This window comes from Actinoplanes sp. DH11, from assembly GCF_020873875.1.
Lineage (GTDB): Bacteria > Actinomycetota > Actinomycetes > Mycobacteriales > Micromonosporaceae > Actinoplanes.
The window spans coordinates 162,989-179,111 of sequence record NZ_JAHWGU010000001.1 but is presented as its reverse complement, the minus strand read 5'-3'; the positions used below and the strand labels follow the sequence as shown (position 1 = coordinate 179,111).

Sequence of the window (16,123 nt, the reverse complement as noted above, 5' to 3'; positions counted from 1 at the left end):
GCCGGCACCGCCCAGTCGATCTCCAAGGGGCACAGTGGACCTGCGCCTGGCCGACTCATGGCATCATGCGTGTTCGCAACCTGGATCAGAGGGTGGGAGACACGTTGGCTAAGTCAGGGTTCCGCAGTGCGCCGCTGTGGGCGCGGATCAGCGCCATCGCCGGCTGCACCCTGATGGTCCTCAGCGGTGGCTCCCTGATCACCGGGCAGGCCCTGCTGTCGAAGTACACCGGTGAGATCACCAACGACAGCCTGCTCGAGGCCGGTGCCGCCAAGGCCTCCACCAAGAAGGAGATCAAGGGTCCGCTGACCCTGCTCCTGGTCGGCATCGACCCGCGGAAACCGACGACCCCGCCGCTCTCCGACTCCATCGTCGTGGCGCACATCCCGGCCGACATGAGCACCGCCTACCTCTTCTCCATCCCGCGCGACCTCTACGTCGACATCCCCGCGGACGAGAAGGCGGGCGTCCGCGCCCACCAGGGCAAAATCAACTCGGCGATGGCGCTGGGCAGCCAGGTCGACGGCAAGATCGACGTGGTGAACGGCTTCCAGCTGCTCTCCAAGACCGTGCGCAACGTCACCGGCATCAAGGAGTTCGACGGCGCCGCGATCATCAACTTCGGCGGCTTCAAGAAGATCGTCGAAGCGCTCGGCGGCGTCTCCATGGTCATCGACATGGACGTGGTGTCGGAACACCTGACCCCCGAGGGCAAGCAGCGGCCACGGCTGGCGCGCTGCCCGGCCCGGGGCAACCCGCCGAAGTGCGACCACCCGTACACCGGCCCCCAGAAGTCCTACAAGAAGAGCAAGAAGGCGGTCCGCCTCGAACCGTGGGAGGCGCTGGACTACGTCCGGCAGCGCTACGGCAAGAACATGACCGACTACGACCGGCAGCGGCACCAGCAGCAGTTCATCAAGGCCATGGCCAAGGAGGCGATGAGCAAGGACGTCATCACCGACGTCGGCAAGCTCACCAAGATCCTGAACGCGGCCGGCGAGTCCTTGACGTTCGCGGGCGGCGGCAACAGCCCGATCGACTGGGCGATCGCGCTGAAAGGCCTCAACGTCGACGACATGACGACGGTCAAGCTGCCCGGCGGCGGCCTGTACGGACCGGGCGACCGCTACCTGGGCGAACAGTTCACCGGCGAGGAGGCCGGCGAATTCTTCACCGCCGTCGCCGAGGACCGGGTTGCGCCCTACCTGCTCGCCAACCCCCGCCTGGTGAACGCCGACAGCTGACAGCCCCGTACGGGCTTGCTCGAGACTGCGGGCCTACTCCGGGAAGGGTACGAACGTGGGCGCGGCCAGACCCTCCATGGCCGCCTCCACACTGCCCGCATAGCCTTCCAGCGCCCGCGAGAGCGCCCGCGCCCGGCCTGCGGGGGCTGGCCGGTTCCGTGCAGCTCGGGCGCTTTGCCCGGAAGCGATCAGCCCTCGCCGGTCGCGGGCGGGATCGGGCTGGGCTTGGGGTTGAGGATCTCGCGGGCCTGCTCGGACGCCCGGATCATGCTTTCGCCGACGAAGTCGATGAAGCGGGCGATGTTCTCCAGGCGGACCGCTGCCAGGGTGTCGCGGCCGAGGACGTGCACGCCCTGCCGGGCGGTTTCGGCGAGCTTGGCGTGGCCGCGGGCTGCGGCGATCATCGATTGGTACCAGACGTCGTTGTCGACGAGGTAGCGCTCGCGGCGGCGCTCGTCGCGGTAGCGGCGGGCCAGGCCCTGGCTCTCCAGGAACGCGATGGCCTTGGAGACGGACGCCGGGCTGATCTGCAGGCGCTGGACGAGTTCGGCAGCGGTGAGACTTCCCTCGTCGGTGGTGTAGAGGCAGGTCAGCACGCGGGCGGTCATCCTGGGCAGGCCGGACTGCATGAGGATGGCGGCGAAGGCCTCCTCGTACTCCCGGACGGCGTCGGCGTCGCGCCCGTGCGGCTGCGAAGCCGCCCCTGGTCCGCGGCTGGTGGACTGCCGCCGGCGGTGGGCGCGCCTCTCGGTGGCGTGGTGCGCCAGCTCGGCGCGATAGCCGGTGGGCCCGCCGTTTCGCATCACCTCACGGGTGACCGTGGACGTCGGGCGGTCGATGCGCCGGGCGATCTCCGCGTAGGCGAGGCCGTCGGCGAGCCCCAGCCCGATCTGCTGGCGCTCCTGCTGGGTGAGTCTGCCTCCGGGCATCGCGGTCTCCTTCTGGTAGCCGACGGCCAACCATAGCGTTCAATTCCACCCATTGCAATGAACCGATGCTCCGCCGTTGCGTTGCTTTCAGATCCATTGCAATGATTGCAAGCCATCTAACAGGTCTAATGCTAGATCAACGCAATGTGTATGTTGCTCGATGTGCGAACGCAACGTAGCGTTTCTCTTGTCGGAAACAACGAGCACAGGAGAGAACGATGCAGACGTTCGACACCACCGCCCCGATCGCCGCCGTCCTCGACATCCCTGCCGGCCGCATCGACCTCATCGCCGCCGACCGCTCCGACACCACCGTCGAAGTCCGGCCGGCCAACCCCGCGAAGGACCGGGACGTGAAGGCCGCCGAGGAGACCCGGATCGAGTACGCCGACGGCGTCCTGCGGATCGAGGCCGCCGCGAAGAACCAGCTCTTCGGCAGCTCCGGCTTCGTCGAGGTGACGGTTCAGCTGCCGGCCGGCTCCCGCGTCACGGCGAAAGCGGCGAGCGCCGAGTTCCGGGGCGCCGGGCAGCTCGGCGACGTCACCTACGAGGGCGCGCACGGCTCAATCAAGCTGGACGAGGCCGGCAGCGTCCGAGTCACCACCGAGGCCGGTGACGTCACCATCGGCCGGCTCACCGGTCCCGGCGAGGTCACCACCGCGAAAGGCGACATCACCATCGCGGAGGCGGTACGCGGCAAGGTCGTCCTGCGCACCCAGGCCGGCAACATCGCCGTCGACGCGGCCCCGGGCGTCTCGGCCACCCTGGACGCCGGCACCTCGCACGGCCGGGTCACCAACTCCCTGAAGAACGACGGCACCGCCGAACTCGACATCCACGCCACGACCGCACACGGCGACATCGCGGCCCGCGGCCGCTGAGAAATTTCGTACCGAATTTTCGTACCGCTGGAACAGGCCCGGACCGCGTCGTCGCGGCCCGGGCCTTTCCGCAGGTCCCGCCCATCAGACAGGCACCGCCCCGCCGGGCTCGCCGACCCCGCGGAACACCCCCGATCGGGCGGCCGATTCGCCGAGCAGGCTGCGGGGCCCGATTTCTGTGCTACGGTTGGCCTCGTTGCAGTATTGATTTCCAGTAGACGTTTTCGGCGCCTGATGGGGTTATCTGAAACCCATACAGGCGCTTTTTCGTTTGTCGTGTCGCTTCCGGCGCGGGTAATCAACACAGCGGCGCATGAGTCCGCACAGTGCGGTCTCGGAAAGCCTGCTAAGGAGCAGACATGGCTACAGGTACCGTGAAGTGGTTCAACGGCGACAAGGGCTTCGGCTTCATCACCCCTGACGACGGCGGCGCCGACGTGTTCGCCCACTTCTCCGCGATTTCGGCCAGCGGTTTCCGCAGCCTCGAGGAGAACCAGCGGGTGGAGTTCGAGATCACCCAGGGCCAGAAGGGCCTGCAGGCGGAGAACATCCGCTCGCTCTGAGCTAAATAGCCACACGACGGCGGCCCGACTGATTCAGCGGGCCGCCGTTTTGTGTCCGCTGCCGGCGACCCCGCTCCCGGATTCTCGCCAGGACGGCTGACCCGGCCCGCCGGCCACGCTCCAGACCCGCGCCTGCCGGCTCGCGCTCTCAGCCCACAGACCCGGCCCGCGCGGCTTTGCCTTCCCGCGGCCCGCGCTGCTTGCCTTCCCGGTCTACGCGGCCTGCCTTCCCGGTCCGCGCGCTCGCAGCTCCCGGGCGCACGCACTCCCGGCTCTCGGCTTCCGCTCCCGGGCACACGCACTCCCGGCTCTCGGCTCGGCTTTGGGTCGCGGGCACACACACCCCCGGCCCCCGGTTTTCGCTCTCGGATGCGACCCCAGCAGGGTTGGCTGTCACTGGCGGTTGCTGGAACCGCCCTCCAACGACCATGACTGACAGCCAGACACGGCCGGCTGTCACCGACGGCTGCCAAAAGCGCCCTCCAACGACCATGACTGACAGCCAGACACGGCCGGCTGTCACCGACGGCTGCCAAAAGCGCCCTCCAACGACCATGACTGACAGCCACGCTCGGCCGGCTGTGAAACGGATCAGCGATGGTCAACTCTCATACGCCACCCTCAGCGGACGTGACCCAGGCGCCCCAAACTTGCGATCGCGGCTCCCAGGCGCACGCACTCCCAGCTCCCCGCTCCGGGTCCCGCTTTCGGCGCAGCGCTCCAGGCCCCAGCTCCCGGCTCTCCCTCTCGGCTCGGTCGCTCGCGGCTCACAGCCCGCGCTTGTCGTTCGTCGCTCACAGCCCGGCTCGCGGCTCCCGGCTTGCGGCTTGCGGCTTGCGGCTTGCGGCTTGCGGTGAAACAGGAAGGCCGCGACCGCATGCTTGCGGATCACGGCCTTGGTGGCGGAACAAACGCCCGATGAGAAGGGTGGTCGGTCAGGCAGCGCCGCTGTCGTGCTGACGCTTGTAGTTTTCGTTCTGCCGGAGAGCTTCCTCGAGCTGGTCCTCGAGGATGATGATCCGGCAGGCGGCTTCCAGTGCGGTTCCTTCGTCAACCATCTCCCGGGCCCGCGCGGCGAGCCGCAGCTGATATCGGGAGTACCGGCGGTGTCCGCCGGCTGATCGGTACGGCGTGAACAGCTTCGCCTCGTCAAGCCGGCGCAGGAAGTCCTGCGAGGCGCCGACTATTTCAGCGGCACGGCCCATCGTGTAGGCAGGGTAGTCCTCGTCACCGAACATGTCGTCGGATTGGGCCATATATCCGTATCTCTCCATGGACGAGGGCCCCGGCGTAAGTACGCCGGGGCCCGGGGTTTGCGGGTCAAAACACCATCTACCGACAGGTTCGTCGGGTTGTCGTTTCCGCACCTACCGCGCTTGACGGTTGCCGGTGCGAGGATCGCGTAAGCGTGACCGAAGACCACCTCTCGTTCGATGGAGACTGCGGTGTCCGCCCCAAAGCTCAAAAACTGCCTGGTGGCGGGCGATCCAACGGTGTTGAGCCCTCCCTTTCCTCTGTTGCCGACATCTCTGTTACCGACATCTGTGGTGCGATCCGCCGGTGTCGAAGCCCCACGCGACTTCATGGCCCCGCACACGTGCGACGGACTTCTTGCCAGGCGCGGCCCTGAACCTGCATCAGCCTCGCCTGATCTGCCCTGACCTGGAATTACGTCAAGGTCTTGTCTTGCCACTTCCCTTGCCACGGTGATCCGATCCGATCACCGGTGTCACCGAGCGAGCCACGAAGCACTTCTCGGGCCCTGCTTGACGCTCGGTCGACATCGTCAGCGTCTTCCAACGATCTTTGCTGTCAACGAGAGAAACACTACCTCGGGTCAGCAAACAAATCTAGTCCACTGGCACCAGAATTTCTCGGCGTGTCTCGGAGGGTCCCCGGACCCTCCCGACGTCGCTTACCCTGACCAGCAAAAACACCATACGGCCCGCATCGGTCCCGGGGGCGCTACTTCCAGCCAGGAGGCGCCCGACGCGCCGTCCCTGCCGAGGTGTTGATCTGCTAGCGATGCGAAATCGCGGTTTCAACCCCTTGATCACAGCGATTTCGTAGCGCTGGCAGATCAACACCGCCGCGCGGCCGCAGCCGAGCACGGCTTCTTGTCCAGGGACCGCGACCAAGCCGACCGCGACCAAGCCGACCGCGACCAAGCCGACCGCGACCAAGCCGACCGCGACCAAGCCGACCGCGACCAAGCCCGCGACCAAGCCCGCGACCAAGCCGACCGCAGCGGAGCTCAGAGCAGGCACCGCAGCGGAGCCCAGGGGAGGCACCGCGACGGAGGCACGCCCCGGACTGCTCCGGGACGTGCCTCGAAAAGCGTGGAAACGCGTCGTCAGCGACGTCCGGCCGCCACCCGGGTGAGGCCGAACAGGGCCAGCAGGATGCCGAGCGCGCCGACCCCGTACAGGGGGAGCGAGGTGTTGCCGTCGGCGCGGCCGCCGCTGCCGCTGGGCACGCCGCCCGGCGCGGAGTGCAGCCCGGTGATGGACTGCGAGACGATGTCGAGCGTCTCCTCGTCGGCGGAACCGACCGCGTACACGATTGTCGCGGCACCTTCGGCGAGGTCGAGCTCGGCCGGGCCGAGCACCCGGGTGTCGGTGCCGGCCAGCACCACGTCGGCGGAGACGGTGCCGGCGTCCAGGTCGGCCTTGCCCTCCTTGCCGTTCGTCACGCCCTCGAAGACGGGCTCGCCACCGGCCCGCACGTCGACGGCCGGCGCCGCGGCGGTGTGCCGCACGATCAGCCGCGTCTTGCCCGCCGCCAGCTTGGCGGTGTCGTTGACGAACGGCGTCAGCGTCGGCTTCCCGTCCGCACTGAGGTGCGCGACGAGGCTGATGTTCACGTCGCCCGGCACTTCGGCGTTGTCGACGGTCAGCAGCGCGTCGCCGATGGCGTCACCGGGCTTGGTCAGGGCGATGTCGTACTCCCCGGCCGGCAGGCTCAGCGGGCCGGCGACCTTGCCGGGCTGGAAGTCCGGGACCGTCTTCTCGCCGTTGACGTAGACGTCGACCGGCTGGCCCGGGATGCCGTGCACGACCGACACCTTCGAGTTGGCCTTGGCGTACGCCGGCGAGGTGGAGAGCGCGCCGACGGAGCCGAGGGTGAGCATGGCCGCCGCACCGACTGTTACCGCGCGGCGGAGGGGCTGATTGCGCATCGGATCTCCTGAGCTCATCGTCGTGATTCGGTACGCCCTGTCCTTCGTCACGGCGACGGCAGTTGGATGCAGCGGAAGAAAAAGATTTCGGTGCATCCAACCGGCGGGACCGCAGCGAAGTACGGGTTGGTGGCGACGCAGCCACCGCCCGTACTCGGAAAGGACGCACGTAGATGAGGATCACCCGAGCCGGTAAGCGCGCCGCCGCCGTGGCGACCGCCGCCATCGTCGCCTCCGCCCTCTCCGCCGCGCCGGCCGCCGCGCACGGCAAGACCAAGCCGCTGGGCACCAGGTCGCTGGCCGCGGTGCTGACCGCGGACAAGAGCGGTTTCGACCGCAAGGGCCATGACTACGACATCCTGACCGCCGCGGTGCAGGCCGTCCTGACGGCGAAGCCGGCCAGTGCGGTCGGCGTGCTCGCCGACGGCAAGACCGCGGTGACCGCGTTCATCCCGAACGACCTGGCGTTCCGCAAGCTGGTCGCCGACATCCAGGGCACCAAGCGGCTGCCCGGCGAGAAGCAGGCGTTCACCGCGGTCGCCGGGCTCGGCATCGACACCGTCGAGTCGGTCCTGCTCTACCACGTCGTCCCGGGCAGCACGATCAACCGCAAGGCAGCGCTCAAGGCCGACGGCGCTCAGCTGACCACCGCCGCCGGATCCAAGATCAAGGTTGATGTGTACGGCCACTGGCGCAAGCGGATCGCGCTCGTCGACGCCGACCGCAGCGACCGGAACCCGCGGGTGAACCGCTTCGACATCAACAAGGGCAACAAGCAGATCGCGCACGGCGTCGACCGGGTCCTGCGCCCGATCGACCTGCCCTGACCTGCCTGAACTTGCGTCGTGGGGCGCGGACCGTCATGGTCCGCGCCCCACGCCCGTTTCATCGAATCGTGGCCGCGCGTTCGGCGTCGCGGGCGAACGCTCGCATGGTGGCCGCGAAGGCGAGCCGGCCGGCGGCCGCCACCACGGGTTCGGCATGGCGCGTGATCCGGCGCGGCGACAGCGTCACGTCCTCGTGCCACGTCACCCGGGCGCCCCCGCCTGCCAGCGGTGCCACGGTGAACAGGGCCCGGCCGTGCACCACACGACCGGATTTGACCACTTCACAGCGACCGGGCCGGGCACCGGGTTCGTCGCCCTCCGGCACCTCCCAGCCGACCACCGTCATCGGGTCGTCGAAACCCAGCGGGCCGGCGCCGGTGCGGGCCACGAAGCGCGCACCGACCCCGTCCGGCCGAGGGCTCAGGGTCCGCACCGTGGTCAGCGGCACCCAGTCACCGTGCCGGGGCCAGTCCACCAGAACGGCCCAGGCGACGGAGGCGGGTGCACGAACATCTTGGGTGACGGTGAAACGTGCCATGCGGACTCCCGGGGCCGGTACGGAAATGACGTTCCTGCCAGCAAACATAGGCCTACCGGGCGGGCCGCGGCGGCGGGGTTCTGCCACGTGCGTGGCATGAAACGGGCGTGTTCGGGAAGACGCTGTCGGAACCGGCGGACTGCCGGGACCGACGGACGGAGGCACATGGCGCGGCGGGACCTGATCGTGATCGGTGGCTCGGCCGGTGCGCACGCGGCACTGCGGAAGCTGCTGGCCCGGCTACCGGCGGACCTGCCGGCGGCCGTTCTGGTGGTCACTCACCTGCCACCCGAGGCGGGCAGCACTCTCGCGCAGACGATGAGCAGGGACTGTGCTCTGCCGATCGTCGACGCGAGCGACGGCGTACGGGCTCGGCCCGGTCACGTGTACGTCGCGGTGCCGGACCGTCATCTACTTCTCGATGCCGACGACACGCTGCGGCTCACCTCGGGCCCGAGGGAGAATCGGGTACGTCCCGCCGTGGATGCACTGTTCCGCTCCGCCGCCCGGTGGAGCGGTCCCCGGGTGATCGGCGTCGTGCTGTCCGGAAGCCTGGACGACGGGGCGGCCGGGCTGGCCTCCATCGCGGAGCGCGGCGGGGCAGCACTGGTTCAGGATCCGCAGGAGGCCCGGTTCCCGGGCATGCCGTCGGCAGCGCTGACCGCGGTGCCGTCGGCGGTCACGGCACCGGCCGCCGAACTCGCGAGACTGATCGGAGACATGGTGGGCCAGCCGGTTGACGACGACGAAGCACCACAGGACGCGCTGGTCTGGGAGACGGACCTCATCGCGGGCCGCCGGCCGAACGGCAGAACTCCGGGACAGCCGGTCGCGCTGGGCTGCCCCGAGTGCAGTGGTGGCATGTACGAGATCCGTACCGGGCAGGCCGTTCACTACGCGTGCCACGTCGGCCATTCCTTCTCACCGCAGTCGTTCGTCGCCGCCAGCGAGAACGGCATCGAGGAGGCGTTGTGGACGGCGGTCAGCGCCATGCAGGAGAACGTCACGATGCTGCTGGGCCTGGCCGAGGACGCCGAGCGCGCCGGTGATCAGCGGGCCTGCAAGGAGTACCGGGACCGGGCCGACCGGGTCCGCCGCGATGCCGACCTGATCCGCACCAACATCCTCGACGGTGCGAAGGTGGCCGACCAACGACCGGCCTGACGCCGGCGCGGCGGCCGTCAGGGAACGGTGACGTCCGATTCCGCGGTGACTCCCAGCGTCCTGTTGACCCCACTGATCCGGAGCACCTGGTACACGATCCCGGTCGCGTTGACCACCCGGAACCCGCGGCCCACACCGGTGGCGGCGTCGCGCCCGAGCAGCAGGGCCCGGATCCCGGCCGCGGACACGAACGTGACTTTTCGCAGGTCGACGACGATTTCCGACACGTCGGCCTGCTCGGCGGCGTTCATCATCAAGGCGATCAGGCCGTCGCCAGAGTCCTCGTCGAGTTCGCCCGCGACCACCAGCCGGGACACACCCGCCCCGTCATCGCGCTTCGTCACGGAGAAGGGCGTCAACATGGATCCTCCCGGCGGATTTCGTTGCTGCAGTGCAACTACGTCCGAAGGTAACCGCTCTCCGCATGAGCAAACGTCGATGCGCTCGGGAGATGAGCGGTTCAGCTGGGAAGTCCCCGCCGGGCCAGCGTCGCCCAGACGACCTTCCCGCCGTAGGCCGGCAGCGTGCCCCAGCGGTAGGCCACCCTCGTCACCAGCGCCAGGCCACGCCAACCGGCCTGATCGACCGAGGCCGGCGACGGTGGCACCGGCAGGACGTCGCTGCCGTCGCGGACCGCGACGATGAGATAGCGTCGGCCCAGGTTGATCCGGAGATCGATCATCGTCCCGGCGTGCACGACCGCATTGGTGACCAGCTCACCCGCCACCACAGCGGCCGGGTCCACCAGGTGCGGCAATCCCCATCGCAGGCAACCCTCGGCGACCAGCTCGCGGGCGTGCCGGGCCGCCCCGGAGACGGGCAGCAGGATGTCCTTGATGCAGAGCGTCCGCTGCCGGGTCTCCGCGTGCAGCGCCTCCCGCACCGACGCGTGCACCGTCAACCGCCCGTACCCATGGGTGAAAAGCTCTGCCAGCGCCGGATTCGGCGCCGCCAGCAGCATCGGGATGCCCGGCCACAACGAGGCCTGCCGCGCGGCGGCCAGGAACACCGACGCCGCGGCGGGCTCGACGATCACCGTCTCGGCGAGGTCGAGGACGACCGCGTCGGGCTGCTCCACCAAGCACTTGAGCAACGCTGTCCGCACGGTGGGAGCGGACGCCAGCGACAGCTCCCCCCGGACGTGCACCAGCAGACGCGTTCCCACCGGCTCGATGTCGCACTGGACGGCAGGCATCCCGCCATTGTCGCTCGCAACAGCCCGGCAGGCGACCTGCTCGACAGCTCTTGACGTGCCAAAAGCGGCCGCGCCGGCCGCGTGCGGCGCCAGGTCGCTGCCGCCGGTCCGGAGACAACCCGACGACACCGCCCGTTTGGGCCGGGCCGGCACGGGTAGCCGCGCTCGACCCTTCGAGCCGCGAAAGGACCTGATGTGGATCCGGCACAGGCGGCCCTCCGGGCCGGGCGGGTGGTGTGCGCCGACAGCGTCGGCCGTGCCCTGCTCGCCATGGCGGTGCCGCCCGAGCAGCGGCGGGGCGGCGTCCTCTCACGGGTGCCGGTGCTGGGCCGGCACGGCGGGCTCCCCGGCGAGCTGCGCCGGGTCGCCCTCGCCGCGGAGACGGACGAGGAGGCCCTGCCGGTCGCCTGCGTCGAGCACGTCGATGCCGAGGCGGTCGCCCGGTGGATCGTCGGCCGCCATCGGTCCGTCTCGTACCCGGCGGTGGTCCTCGGCTCGCCGCACGGCGCGGCCGTGCACCTCGCCGTGGCCTGCGGCGCTGCCTGGCTGCCGTCGTCGTTCACCATCACCACGCCGTGGCCGGGCGGATCTCCCGGGGACTGGCGGCTCGCCATGTCGTGGGGCGCCCGGCTGGCGGAGCAGATCATCGCCCGCAACCCCGGAGTCACCGTGCGGCAGGTGCACGATCCGGTGCTGCGTGGCGCGCTCTGCGGTACGTCGGTGTCCCTGCAGGTCCGCTGGCAGACGCTGCCAGAGGCGTACCGCACGTTCCTGCGCTCCCGCATCGCGCCCGGTGGCGCCTGTGTCCTCGTCCGTGACCTGCGCACCTGGCCCGTGCTCGACGGACCGCCGGGATACAGCTTCCAGATCGGGTCGCCGACCAGTGGCTGGGGCGAGGCCGACTACCGCGGCGAGAACGAGGCTTTCCGGCGGCTGCTGCGCCGGGTCGGCGCCGAGGACTGGTCGGGCCCCTGGGCCGGCACATCCAGGAACTACGCCGAGACCAGCGGCGAGCCGGCTGTCGAATCCCAGCTCCGGAAGCTCGCCGCGGCGAGCGGCTCGGCCGGTCACCGGGTGCTTTACACCGATCCGCGGTCGTTCAGTGCCGCCGTCGCCGATCTGTACCGGACGTGGTGGCCACCGCAGCACGGTGCGTCGCACGCCGTGGTGAGCACCGGCCGGATGACCGACCCCTGGGAGATGCTCGACGCCGGCATGGTGCCGTACTGGGGTGAGTCGTCGTCGCGCCCGGTCGCCGACGCCGCGGAACTGTGGCTCGCCGGCAGCCGGCCCTACGACCGGATCAGTGTGCTGCCGGAACCACCCGGAACAGCACACGACAGGATCGCCACGCTGGCACAATGGCGGTCGGTCGCCGCCTTCGCCCGCCGCGGCGGCACCGTGAGCGACCTCCTCGCCAGGCGGTACCCGACGCTGCCGACGGCCGCCGGGCACGCGACCGACTTCGTCCGGCGCGCCGCGGTGACGCGCCGGCGACCGGAGCCGATCCCGATCGGTGAAGCGGTGCGGCACCTGGCCGAGCACGGCTCCGTACCCGGCTTGATGGTGGCCTGAGGCCGGCCGGCCGGACCGATCGTCCGGCGCGGTTTGGACGAGTCCGATGTGGGGACTCGGCCGGAAAGGGTCAACACAGGGGAGATGGCATGTCGTTCGATCGACGGGTCACGCCTCCCGGAGGCACGCGGACCACGGACACCCGGCTGGAGGATCTCGACGAGATCGCCGAACGCTACGCGCACGCGAGAGAGGACGCCGACGGCGTACGGGCACGCCTGCTCCGCGACCAGATGATCAGCGCGGCGATACCGATGGCCGATCGTCTCGCTCGCCGGTACCGGGGTGGCGCGGAGCCGCTGGCCGACCTGGAGCAGGTGGCCCGCATGGGCCTGGTCAAAGTCGTCGACCGTTACGCACCGGAGCGGGGATCCTTCACCGCCTATGCGATGTACACCATCGTCGGGGAGCTGAAACGGCACCTGCGTGACCGGAGCTGGGCGGTGCACGTGTCCCGCTCGATGCAGGAACTGGCGATGGCCACCACCCGCCACGAGGCGGAACTGACGCGGGAACTCGGCCGGCGACCCACCGACACCGAGACGGCCCAGCGAGCCGGCATCACCGTCGGTGAACTCGACCGGGCGCGGACGGCGTCGGCCGGTTACCGCTCGGTCTCCCTCGACATGCCGATCAGCGACGGCGGCGGCCGGTTCGGTGACCTGTTCGGTGACGTGGACGCCGAGGTGGAGAAGGTCGCCGACCGGCTCACGGTCACCGAACTGATCGCGCGCCTGCCCGCCCGGGAACGGCAGGTGGTGGTCGCCGTCTATTACGGCGGCCGCACCCAGGCCGACATCGCCGCGCAGATCGGCGTCTCGCAGATGCAGATCTCCCGGATCCTGTCGCGGGTGCTGACCTGGCTGCGCGCGGGCCTGCTCACAGATCGGGTGCCGCGCTGGCCCGGTTCCGGCGACGAGGACGAGTCGTTCCAGGTCACGGCGGTGTCCGGGCCGGCCGGGCAGGTGGAGATCCGGGTCCGCGGTGAGGTGGACCGCGACAATGCCGACCGGCTGCGTACCGCGCTGCTGGACCTCGTCTGCCGGCAACCCGCCGGACGGCGGGTCACCCTGCAACTGGCCGGGGTGCCGCTGCTGGACGCGGCGGGCATCCGGGTCCTGCTGACGGTGTACGAGGCAGCACAGGCCCGCGGCGTCACGGTGACCGCCACCGGCCTGACTCCCGTCGTCCGGCAGATCGCCACGGTCGCGGGACTCACGCCGATGCTTGCGCCACCGGAGCACACCGATCCGCCGACCGGCTGACCCGCCGGTCGGCTGACCCGGCACGGCCGCGGATGACAGGCACCGGTCAGCTGATCCGGCGCGGTCCGCGGATCACGTAGGTGGCGGTACCGGTGACCGCCAGGATCGCTGCGGTCGTGCCGGCCGCGACGCTTTCCGGCGGCTGGCCCGCCCAGGTGAGCAGGTACAGCGCGAACGGTTCCGGCACGGCCGGGATCCCGGCGGACACGCATCCCGTCACGACCGGCAGACTCCACGCGAGCCGGCGGCCGAACAGCGTCGCGGCCAGGGCGGCGAGCCCGGTGAAGCCGGCCGCGTCCCGCAGGACGACGCCGGCCGGTGCGGTCGCCACGGCCGTCACCACGGCCGCGGCGAGCACCGCGATGGCGGCCAGGTGCAGCGCCCGGCGGGGCGTCCAGCGGATCGCCGCGGTCGCGTCCAGGGTGCTGTCCGGCCCGCCGAGGCCGTGACCGAGGACGGCGACACCCAGCGCCACGGCGAGCGCGGCGGCCGTCACGGCGTGCCGCGGCTGGGCCTCGCCGCTGCCGAGCCAGGCGACGGCGGCCATCGCCGCGACCGCGCACAGCACCCCGCCGGGCACCTCGCGGGAGCGCAGGAACAGGGCGAAGGTGGTCACCGGGCGGCTCCGATGCCCAGGGCGGCCGCTTGATCACCGCAGGTCAGGCCGGCCGCGCGTACCGCGGCGACCCGGCGTTGCTGCTCGGCGGCGGGCAGCGCGGTGAACGTCTTCCACATCGCGTCGCGGCGGGCCAGTTCGTCGGCGGCGAAGGTCTGCCCGGGCACCGGGTGGCTGCCGTACAGCCAGGCGGCCGCCACGGCCCGGGCACGCAACACGTCCGGGTACGCGCTGTCGCCGGCGCCGGTGCAGAGGGGTGTGCCCGCGCCGGCCAGGATCCGGGCGGTCAGGTCGGCGGCATCCCCCGCCTGCCCGAGGTTGTCGCTGTCCAGCCACGCCGCGGACGCCGGTTGCGGGCGGCCGAGATCCGGCACCGCCTCGTGCACCGAGACCGGCGGGTCCGGCAGCTTCGCGAGCAGCCGCACCGCGTCCCGGGCCGGTGCGACGAGGGCGGGCAGTCGCCGGCTGTGCGCCGCGGTCACGCAGACCCGTGGCCCGCCGTCGGTGGTGCAGACCTCGGCGACCGCGGCCGGGTCGACGGGGAAGGCCTCCGCCCTGGTGACGGAGAGCATCGGGGCGGCGAGCACCAGGCCGAGCGCGGGCGGGACGACGGCGAGCAGCCGGACCAGCCGGTTCGTCGCGAGATGAAGTACCAGGCCACCGGCGGCCAGCCCGCCGAGCCACCAGGCCTGGCCGGCGCTGACCGGGCCGGCGACCGCCTGGAACTCGGAGAGGGTGCTGGTGAAGAACGGCAGCAGCAGGGCCGGCCCGGGTTTCGCGACCTCCCCGATCTTGGTGACCTCGATCGCCGCGAGCAGCGCGGCGAGACTGCCCGCGCCGAGCACGGCCGGGGTGTACGCGTACGGCAGCAACCTGCCGATGCCCAGGCCGAGGCATCCCGCGGCGACAAGCGCGAGCACGCCGACGAGCGTCACCGCCGGCCAGCCGCTGCCCGGGTGACCGGCGACGGCCGCGACCTTCGGCGCCCCGGCGGCCAGGGTGAGCAGGTAGCCGGCGGTCAGGCAGAGCGCGGTGGCCACGGCCGCCGGCCGCCTCCGCCGCCGGCCGGGAGCCGGGGTGGTGCCGAGCAACTCCTCGATCCCGTCGCGCCGGTCCCGGCCGGCCTGCCAGGCACCCGCCGCCAGGGCCAGCGGCCAGAGGATCACCAGCAGGACGCGCTGGAAGGCGGCGAGCAGGTTCCACTGCCGGTCCCACAACTCGGTCTGCCCGGTGAGCGCGAGCACGTAGAGACCTGCCACGCCGAGCACGGCCGTCACGGCACCGGCGAGGACGGCGGTGGAGCGGCGCAGCTCGATCCCCAGGATGCCGATCATCGGGCCACCGCCAGGTCCGCCCGGTGCCGCTTGATCAGGGCCGAGTAGCCGCGCTCGATCGGGCTGTCCCCGGCGTCGTCCGGACCGCCGGCCGTCGCGATGTCGTCCGGCGTGCCGTGCAGCACGACCCGGCCGGCGTCGACGAGCACGACACTCGTGCAGGCGGCAGCCACGTCCTCGACCAGGTGGGTCGACACGACGACGCAGGAGTTTGCGCCGAGTTCACGCAGCAGCTGCCGGAAGTCGAGCCGCTGCTGTGGGTCGAGGCCCACGGTCGGCTCGTCGAGCAGCAGCAGATCCGGCTCGTTGACGATGGCCTGCGCGATGCCGGCGCGCCGCAGCATGCCACCGGAGAGCGCCTTCATCCGCGAGTCCGCCCGGCCGGCCAGGCCCACCCGCTCGATCGCGCGCCGCACGGCACGGCCGCGCCCGGCACCCGGAACCTCCTTGAGCCACGCCATGTACTCGACGAACTCGGTCACCGTGAACCGCGGGTGGTAGCCGAACTCCTGGGGCAGGTAGCCCAGGCCGCGCCGGACCGCACGCAGGTCGGGCCGCCCGTCCATCGGCTGCCCCAGCAACCGCAACTCCCCGTCGTGCGGGCGCAGCACGGTGGCCAGCGCCCGGATCAGGGTGGTCTTGCCGGCGCCGTTGGGGCCGAGCAGTCCGTGGACGCCGGCGCCCAGACTCAGGTCGACCCCGTCCACGGCCACGTACCGGCCCGTTCTCACTCGCAGGCCCACGGCCTGCACTGTCGTCGCCACGATCGTCTCCGCTCCTCGGGTGCGGTTCGATCGTGCGGCGCCGGGGCCGG

The 16,123-nt window shown here is 70.9% G+C and carries 16 protein-coding genes; 7 read left to right on the top strand and 9 right to left on the bottom strand.

Translation table 11 applies throughout. From position 1 onward, the window contains the following. Nucleotides 1–173: 173 nt before the first annotated feature. Nucleotides 174–1,244, top strand: coding sequence for an LCP family protein (locus LPA41_RS00915; protein WP_229068079.1), 1,071 nt, complete (start codon nucleotides 174–176; stop codon nucleotides 1,242–1,244). Between the two features lie 188 nt (nucleotides 1,245–1,432). Here LPA41_RS00915 and LPA41_RS00910 read toward each other — a convergent pair whose 3' ends face one another. Then, on the bottom strand, nucleotides 1,433–2,173 hold the full coding sequence (locus LPA41_RS00910; protein ID WP_229067555.1) for a helix-turn-helix domain-containing protein: 741 nt from the start codon (nucleotides 2,171–2,173) through the stop codon (nucleotides 1,433–1,435). A 218-nt stretch (nucleotides 2,174–2,391) separates the two neighbouring features. Here LPA41_RS00910 and LPA41_RS00905 point away from each other — a divergent pair, with 218 nt between their 5' ends. Then, nucleotides 2,392–3,054 carry a DUF4097 family beta strand repeat-containing protein gene (locus LPA41_RS00905; protein ID WP_229067554.1) on the top strand — a complete coding sequence of 221 codons (663 nt, stop codon included), beginning with the start codon at nucleotides 2,392–2,394 and terminating at the stop codon, nucleotides 3,052–3,054. Nucleotides 3,055–3,413: 359 nt separating this feature from the next. After that, on the top strand, nucleotides 3,414–3,617 hold the full coding sequence (locus LPA41_RS00900; protein WP_229067553.1) for a cold-shock protein: 204 nt from the start codon (nucleotides 3,414–3,416) through the stop codon (nucleotides 3,615–3,617). A gap of 935 nt (nucleotides 3,618–4,552) precedes the next feature. On the opposite strand, the gene LPA41_RS00895 is transcribed toward LPA41_RS00900, so the two are convergent. Beyond that, complete coding sequence (locus tag LPA41_RS00895) at nucleotides 4,553–4,873, bottom strand: MerR family transcriptional regulator (RefSeq protein WP_229067552.1); 321 nt, start codon at nucleotides 4,871–4,873, stop codon at nucleotides 4,553–4,555. Between the two features lie 1,097 nt (nucleotides 4,874–5,970). Then, nucleotides 5,971–6,795, bottom strand: a complete 825-nt coding sequence (locus tag LPA41_RS00890; RefSeq protein ID WP_374238086.1) for a DUF4397 domain-containing protein — start codon at nucleotides 6,793–6,795, stop codon at nucleotides 5,971–5,973. 173 nt (nucleotides 6,796–6,968) lie between these two features. Between LPA41_RS00890 and LPA41_RS00885 the strand changes: the two genes are divergently transcribed. Beyond that, on the top strand, nucleotides 6,969–7,622 hold the full coding sequence (locus tag LPA41_RS00885) for a fasciclin domain-containing protein (protein WP_229067551.1): 654 nt from the start codon (nucleotides 6,969–6,971) through the stop codon (nucleotides 7,620–7,622). Between the two features lie 58 nt (nucleotides 7,623–7,680). Here the strand turns inward: LPA41_RS00885 and LPA41_RS00880 are convergent, their stop codons facing one another. Then, nucleotides 7,681–8,160: an SRPBCC family protein gene (locus LPA41_RS00880; RefSeq protein ID WP_229067549.1), complete on the bottom strand. Its 480-nt coding sequence runs from the start codon at nucleotides 8,158–8,160 to the stop codon at nucleotides 7,681–7,683. A gap of 165 nt (nucleotides 8,161–8,325) precedes the next feature. On the opposite strand from LPA41_RS00880, the gene LPA41_RS00875 reads away from it, so the two are divergent. Next, entirely contained in the window at nucleotides 8,326–9,324 is a 999-nt protein-coding gene (locus tag LPA41_RS00875) for a chemotaxis protein CheB (RefSeq protein WP_229067548.1), read from the top strand. Between the two features lie 17 nt (nucleotides 9,325–9,341). On the opposite strand, the gene LPA41_RS00870 is transcribed toward LPA41_RS00875, so the two are convergent. Then, nucleotides 9,342–9,686, bottom strand: a complete 345-nt coding sequence (locus LPA41_RS00870) for an STAS domain-containing protein (protein ID WP_229067546.1) — start codon at nucleotides 9,684–9,686, stop codon at nucleotides 9,342–9,344. 98 nt (nucleotides 9,687–9,784) lie between these two features. After that, nucleotides 9,785–10,519 (bottom strand): STAS domain-containing protein, encoded by a 735-nt coding sequence (locus LPA41_RS00865; protein ID WP_229067544.1) that lies wholly within the window; start codon nucleotides 10,517–10,519, stop codon nucleotides 9,785–9,787. A gap of 195 nt (nucleotides 10,520–10,714) precedes the next feature. Between LPA41_RS00865 and LPA41_RS00860 the strand changes: the two genes are divergently transcribed. Further along, a complete protein-coding gene (locus tag LPA41_RS00860) occupies nucleotides 10,715–12,094 on the top strand; it encodes a hypothetical protein (protein WP_229067542.1) in 1,380 nt (459 codons plus the stop codon). A gap of 89 nt (nucleotides 12,095–12,183) precedes the next feature. Then, nucleotides 12,184–13,359: a sigma-70 family RNA polymerase sigma factor gene (locus tag LPA41_RS00855; protein WP_229067541.1), complete on the top strand. Its 1,176-nt coding sequence runs from the start codon at nucleotides 12,184–12,186 to the stop codon at nucleotides 13,357–13,359. A 46-nt stretch (nucleotides 13,360–13,405) separates the two neighbouring features. On the opposite strand, the gene LPA41_RS00850 is transcribed toward LPA41_RS00855, so the two are convergent. Genes LPA41_RS00850 through LPA41_RS00840 form a run of 3 tightly spaced genes read right to left on the bottom strand, consistent with a single transcriptional unit; the run spans nucleotide 13,406 to nucleotide 16,073 of the window. After that, nucleotides 13,406–13,975 (bottom strand): hypothetical protein, encoded by a 570-nt coding sequence (locus LPA41_RS00850; RefSeq protein WP_229067539.1) that lies wholly within the window; start codon nucleotides 13,973–13,975, stop codon nucleotides 13,406–13,408. Then, on the bottom strand, nucleotides 13,972–15,309 hold the full coding sequence (locus LPA41_RS00845; protein ID WP_229067538.1) for a hypothetical protein: 1,338 nt from the start codon (nucleotides 15,307–15,309) through the stop codon (nucleotides 13,972–13,974). The genes LPA41_RS00850 and LPA41_RS00845 overlap by 4 nt, the downstream gene beginning before the upstream one ends. Beyond that, on the bottom strand, nucleotides 15,306–16,073 hold the full coding sequence (locus LPA41_RS00840) for an ATP-binding cassette domain-containing protein (protein WP_229067536.1): 768 nt from the start codon (nucleotides 16,071–16,073) through the stop codon (nucleotides 15,306–15,308). The genes LPA41_RS00845 and LPA41_RS00840 overlap by 4 nt, the downstream gene beginning before the upstream one ends. Between the last annotated feature and the right edge of the window lie 50 nt (nucleotides 16,074–16,123).

Bases quoted from the DNA above. Each gene is read 5' to 3' on its own strand.
- LPA41_RS00910 (WP_229067555.1), bottom strand. From the start codon at position 2,173: ATGCCCGGAGGCAGACTCACCCAGCAGGAGCGCCAGCAGATCGGGCTG.
- LPA41_RS00890 (WP_374238086.1), bottom strand. From the start codon at position 6,795: ATGCGCAATCAGCCCCTCCGCCGCGCGGTAACAGTCGGTGCGGCGGCC.
- LPA41_RS00870 (WP_229067546.1), bottom strand. From the start codon at position 9,686: ATGTTGACGCCCTTCTCCGTGACGAAGCGCGATGACGGGGCGGGTGTG.
- LPA41_RS00865 (WP_229067544.1), bottom strand. From the start codon at position 10,519: ATGCCTGCCGTCCAGTGCGACATCGAGCCGGTGGGAACGCGTCTGCTG.
- LPA41_RS00845 (WP_229067538.1), bottom strand. From the start codon at position 15,309: ATGATCGGCATCCTGGGGATCGAGCTGCGCCGCTCCACCGCCGTCCTC.
- LPA41_RS00905 (WP_229067554.1), top strand. From the start codon at position 2,392: ATGCAGACGTTCGACACCACCGCCCCGATCGCCGCCGTCCTCGACATC.
- LPA41_RS00880 (WP_229067549.1), bottom strand. From the start codon at position 8,160: ATGGCACGTTTCACCGTCACCCAAGATGTTCGTGCACCCGCCTCCGTC.
- LPA41_RS00855 (WP_229067541.1), top strand. From the start codon at position 12,184: ATGTCGTTCGATCGACGGGTCACGCCTCCCGGAGGCACGCGGACCACG.
- LPA41_RS00885 (WP_229067551.1), top strand. From the start codon at position 6,969: ATGAGGATCACCCGAGCCGGTAAGCGCGCCGCCGCCGTGGCGACCGCC.
- LPA41_RS00895 (WP_229067552.1), bottom strand. From the start codon at position 4,873: ATGGCCCAATCCGACGACATGTTCGGTGACGAGGACTACCCTGCCTAC.
- LPA41_RS00915 (WP_229068079.1), top strand. From the start codon at position 174: ATGGTCCTCAGCGGTGGCTCCCTGATCACCGGGCAGGCCCTGCTGTCG.
- LPA41_RS00875 (WP_229067548.1), top strand. From the start codon at position 8,326: ATGGCGCGGCGGGACCTGATCGTGATCGGTGGCTCGGCCGGTGCGCAC.
- LPA41_RS00900 (WP_229067553.1), top strand. From the start codon at position 3,414: ATGGCTACAGGTACCGTGAAGTGGTTCAACGGCGACAAGGGCTTCGGC.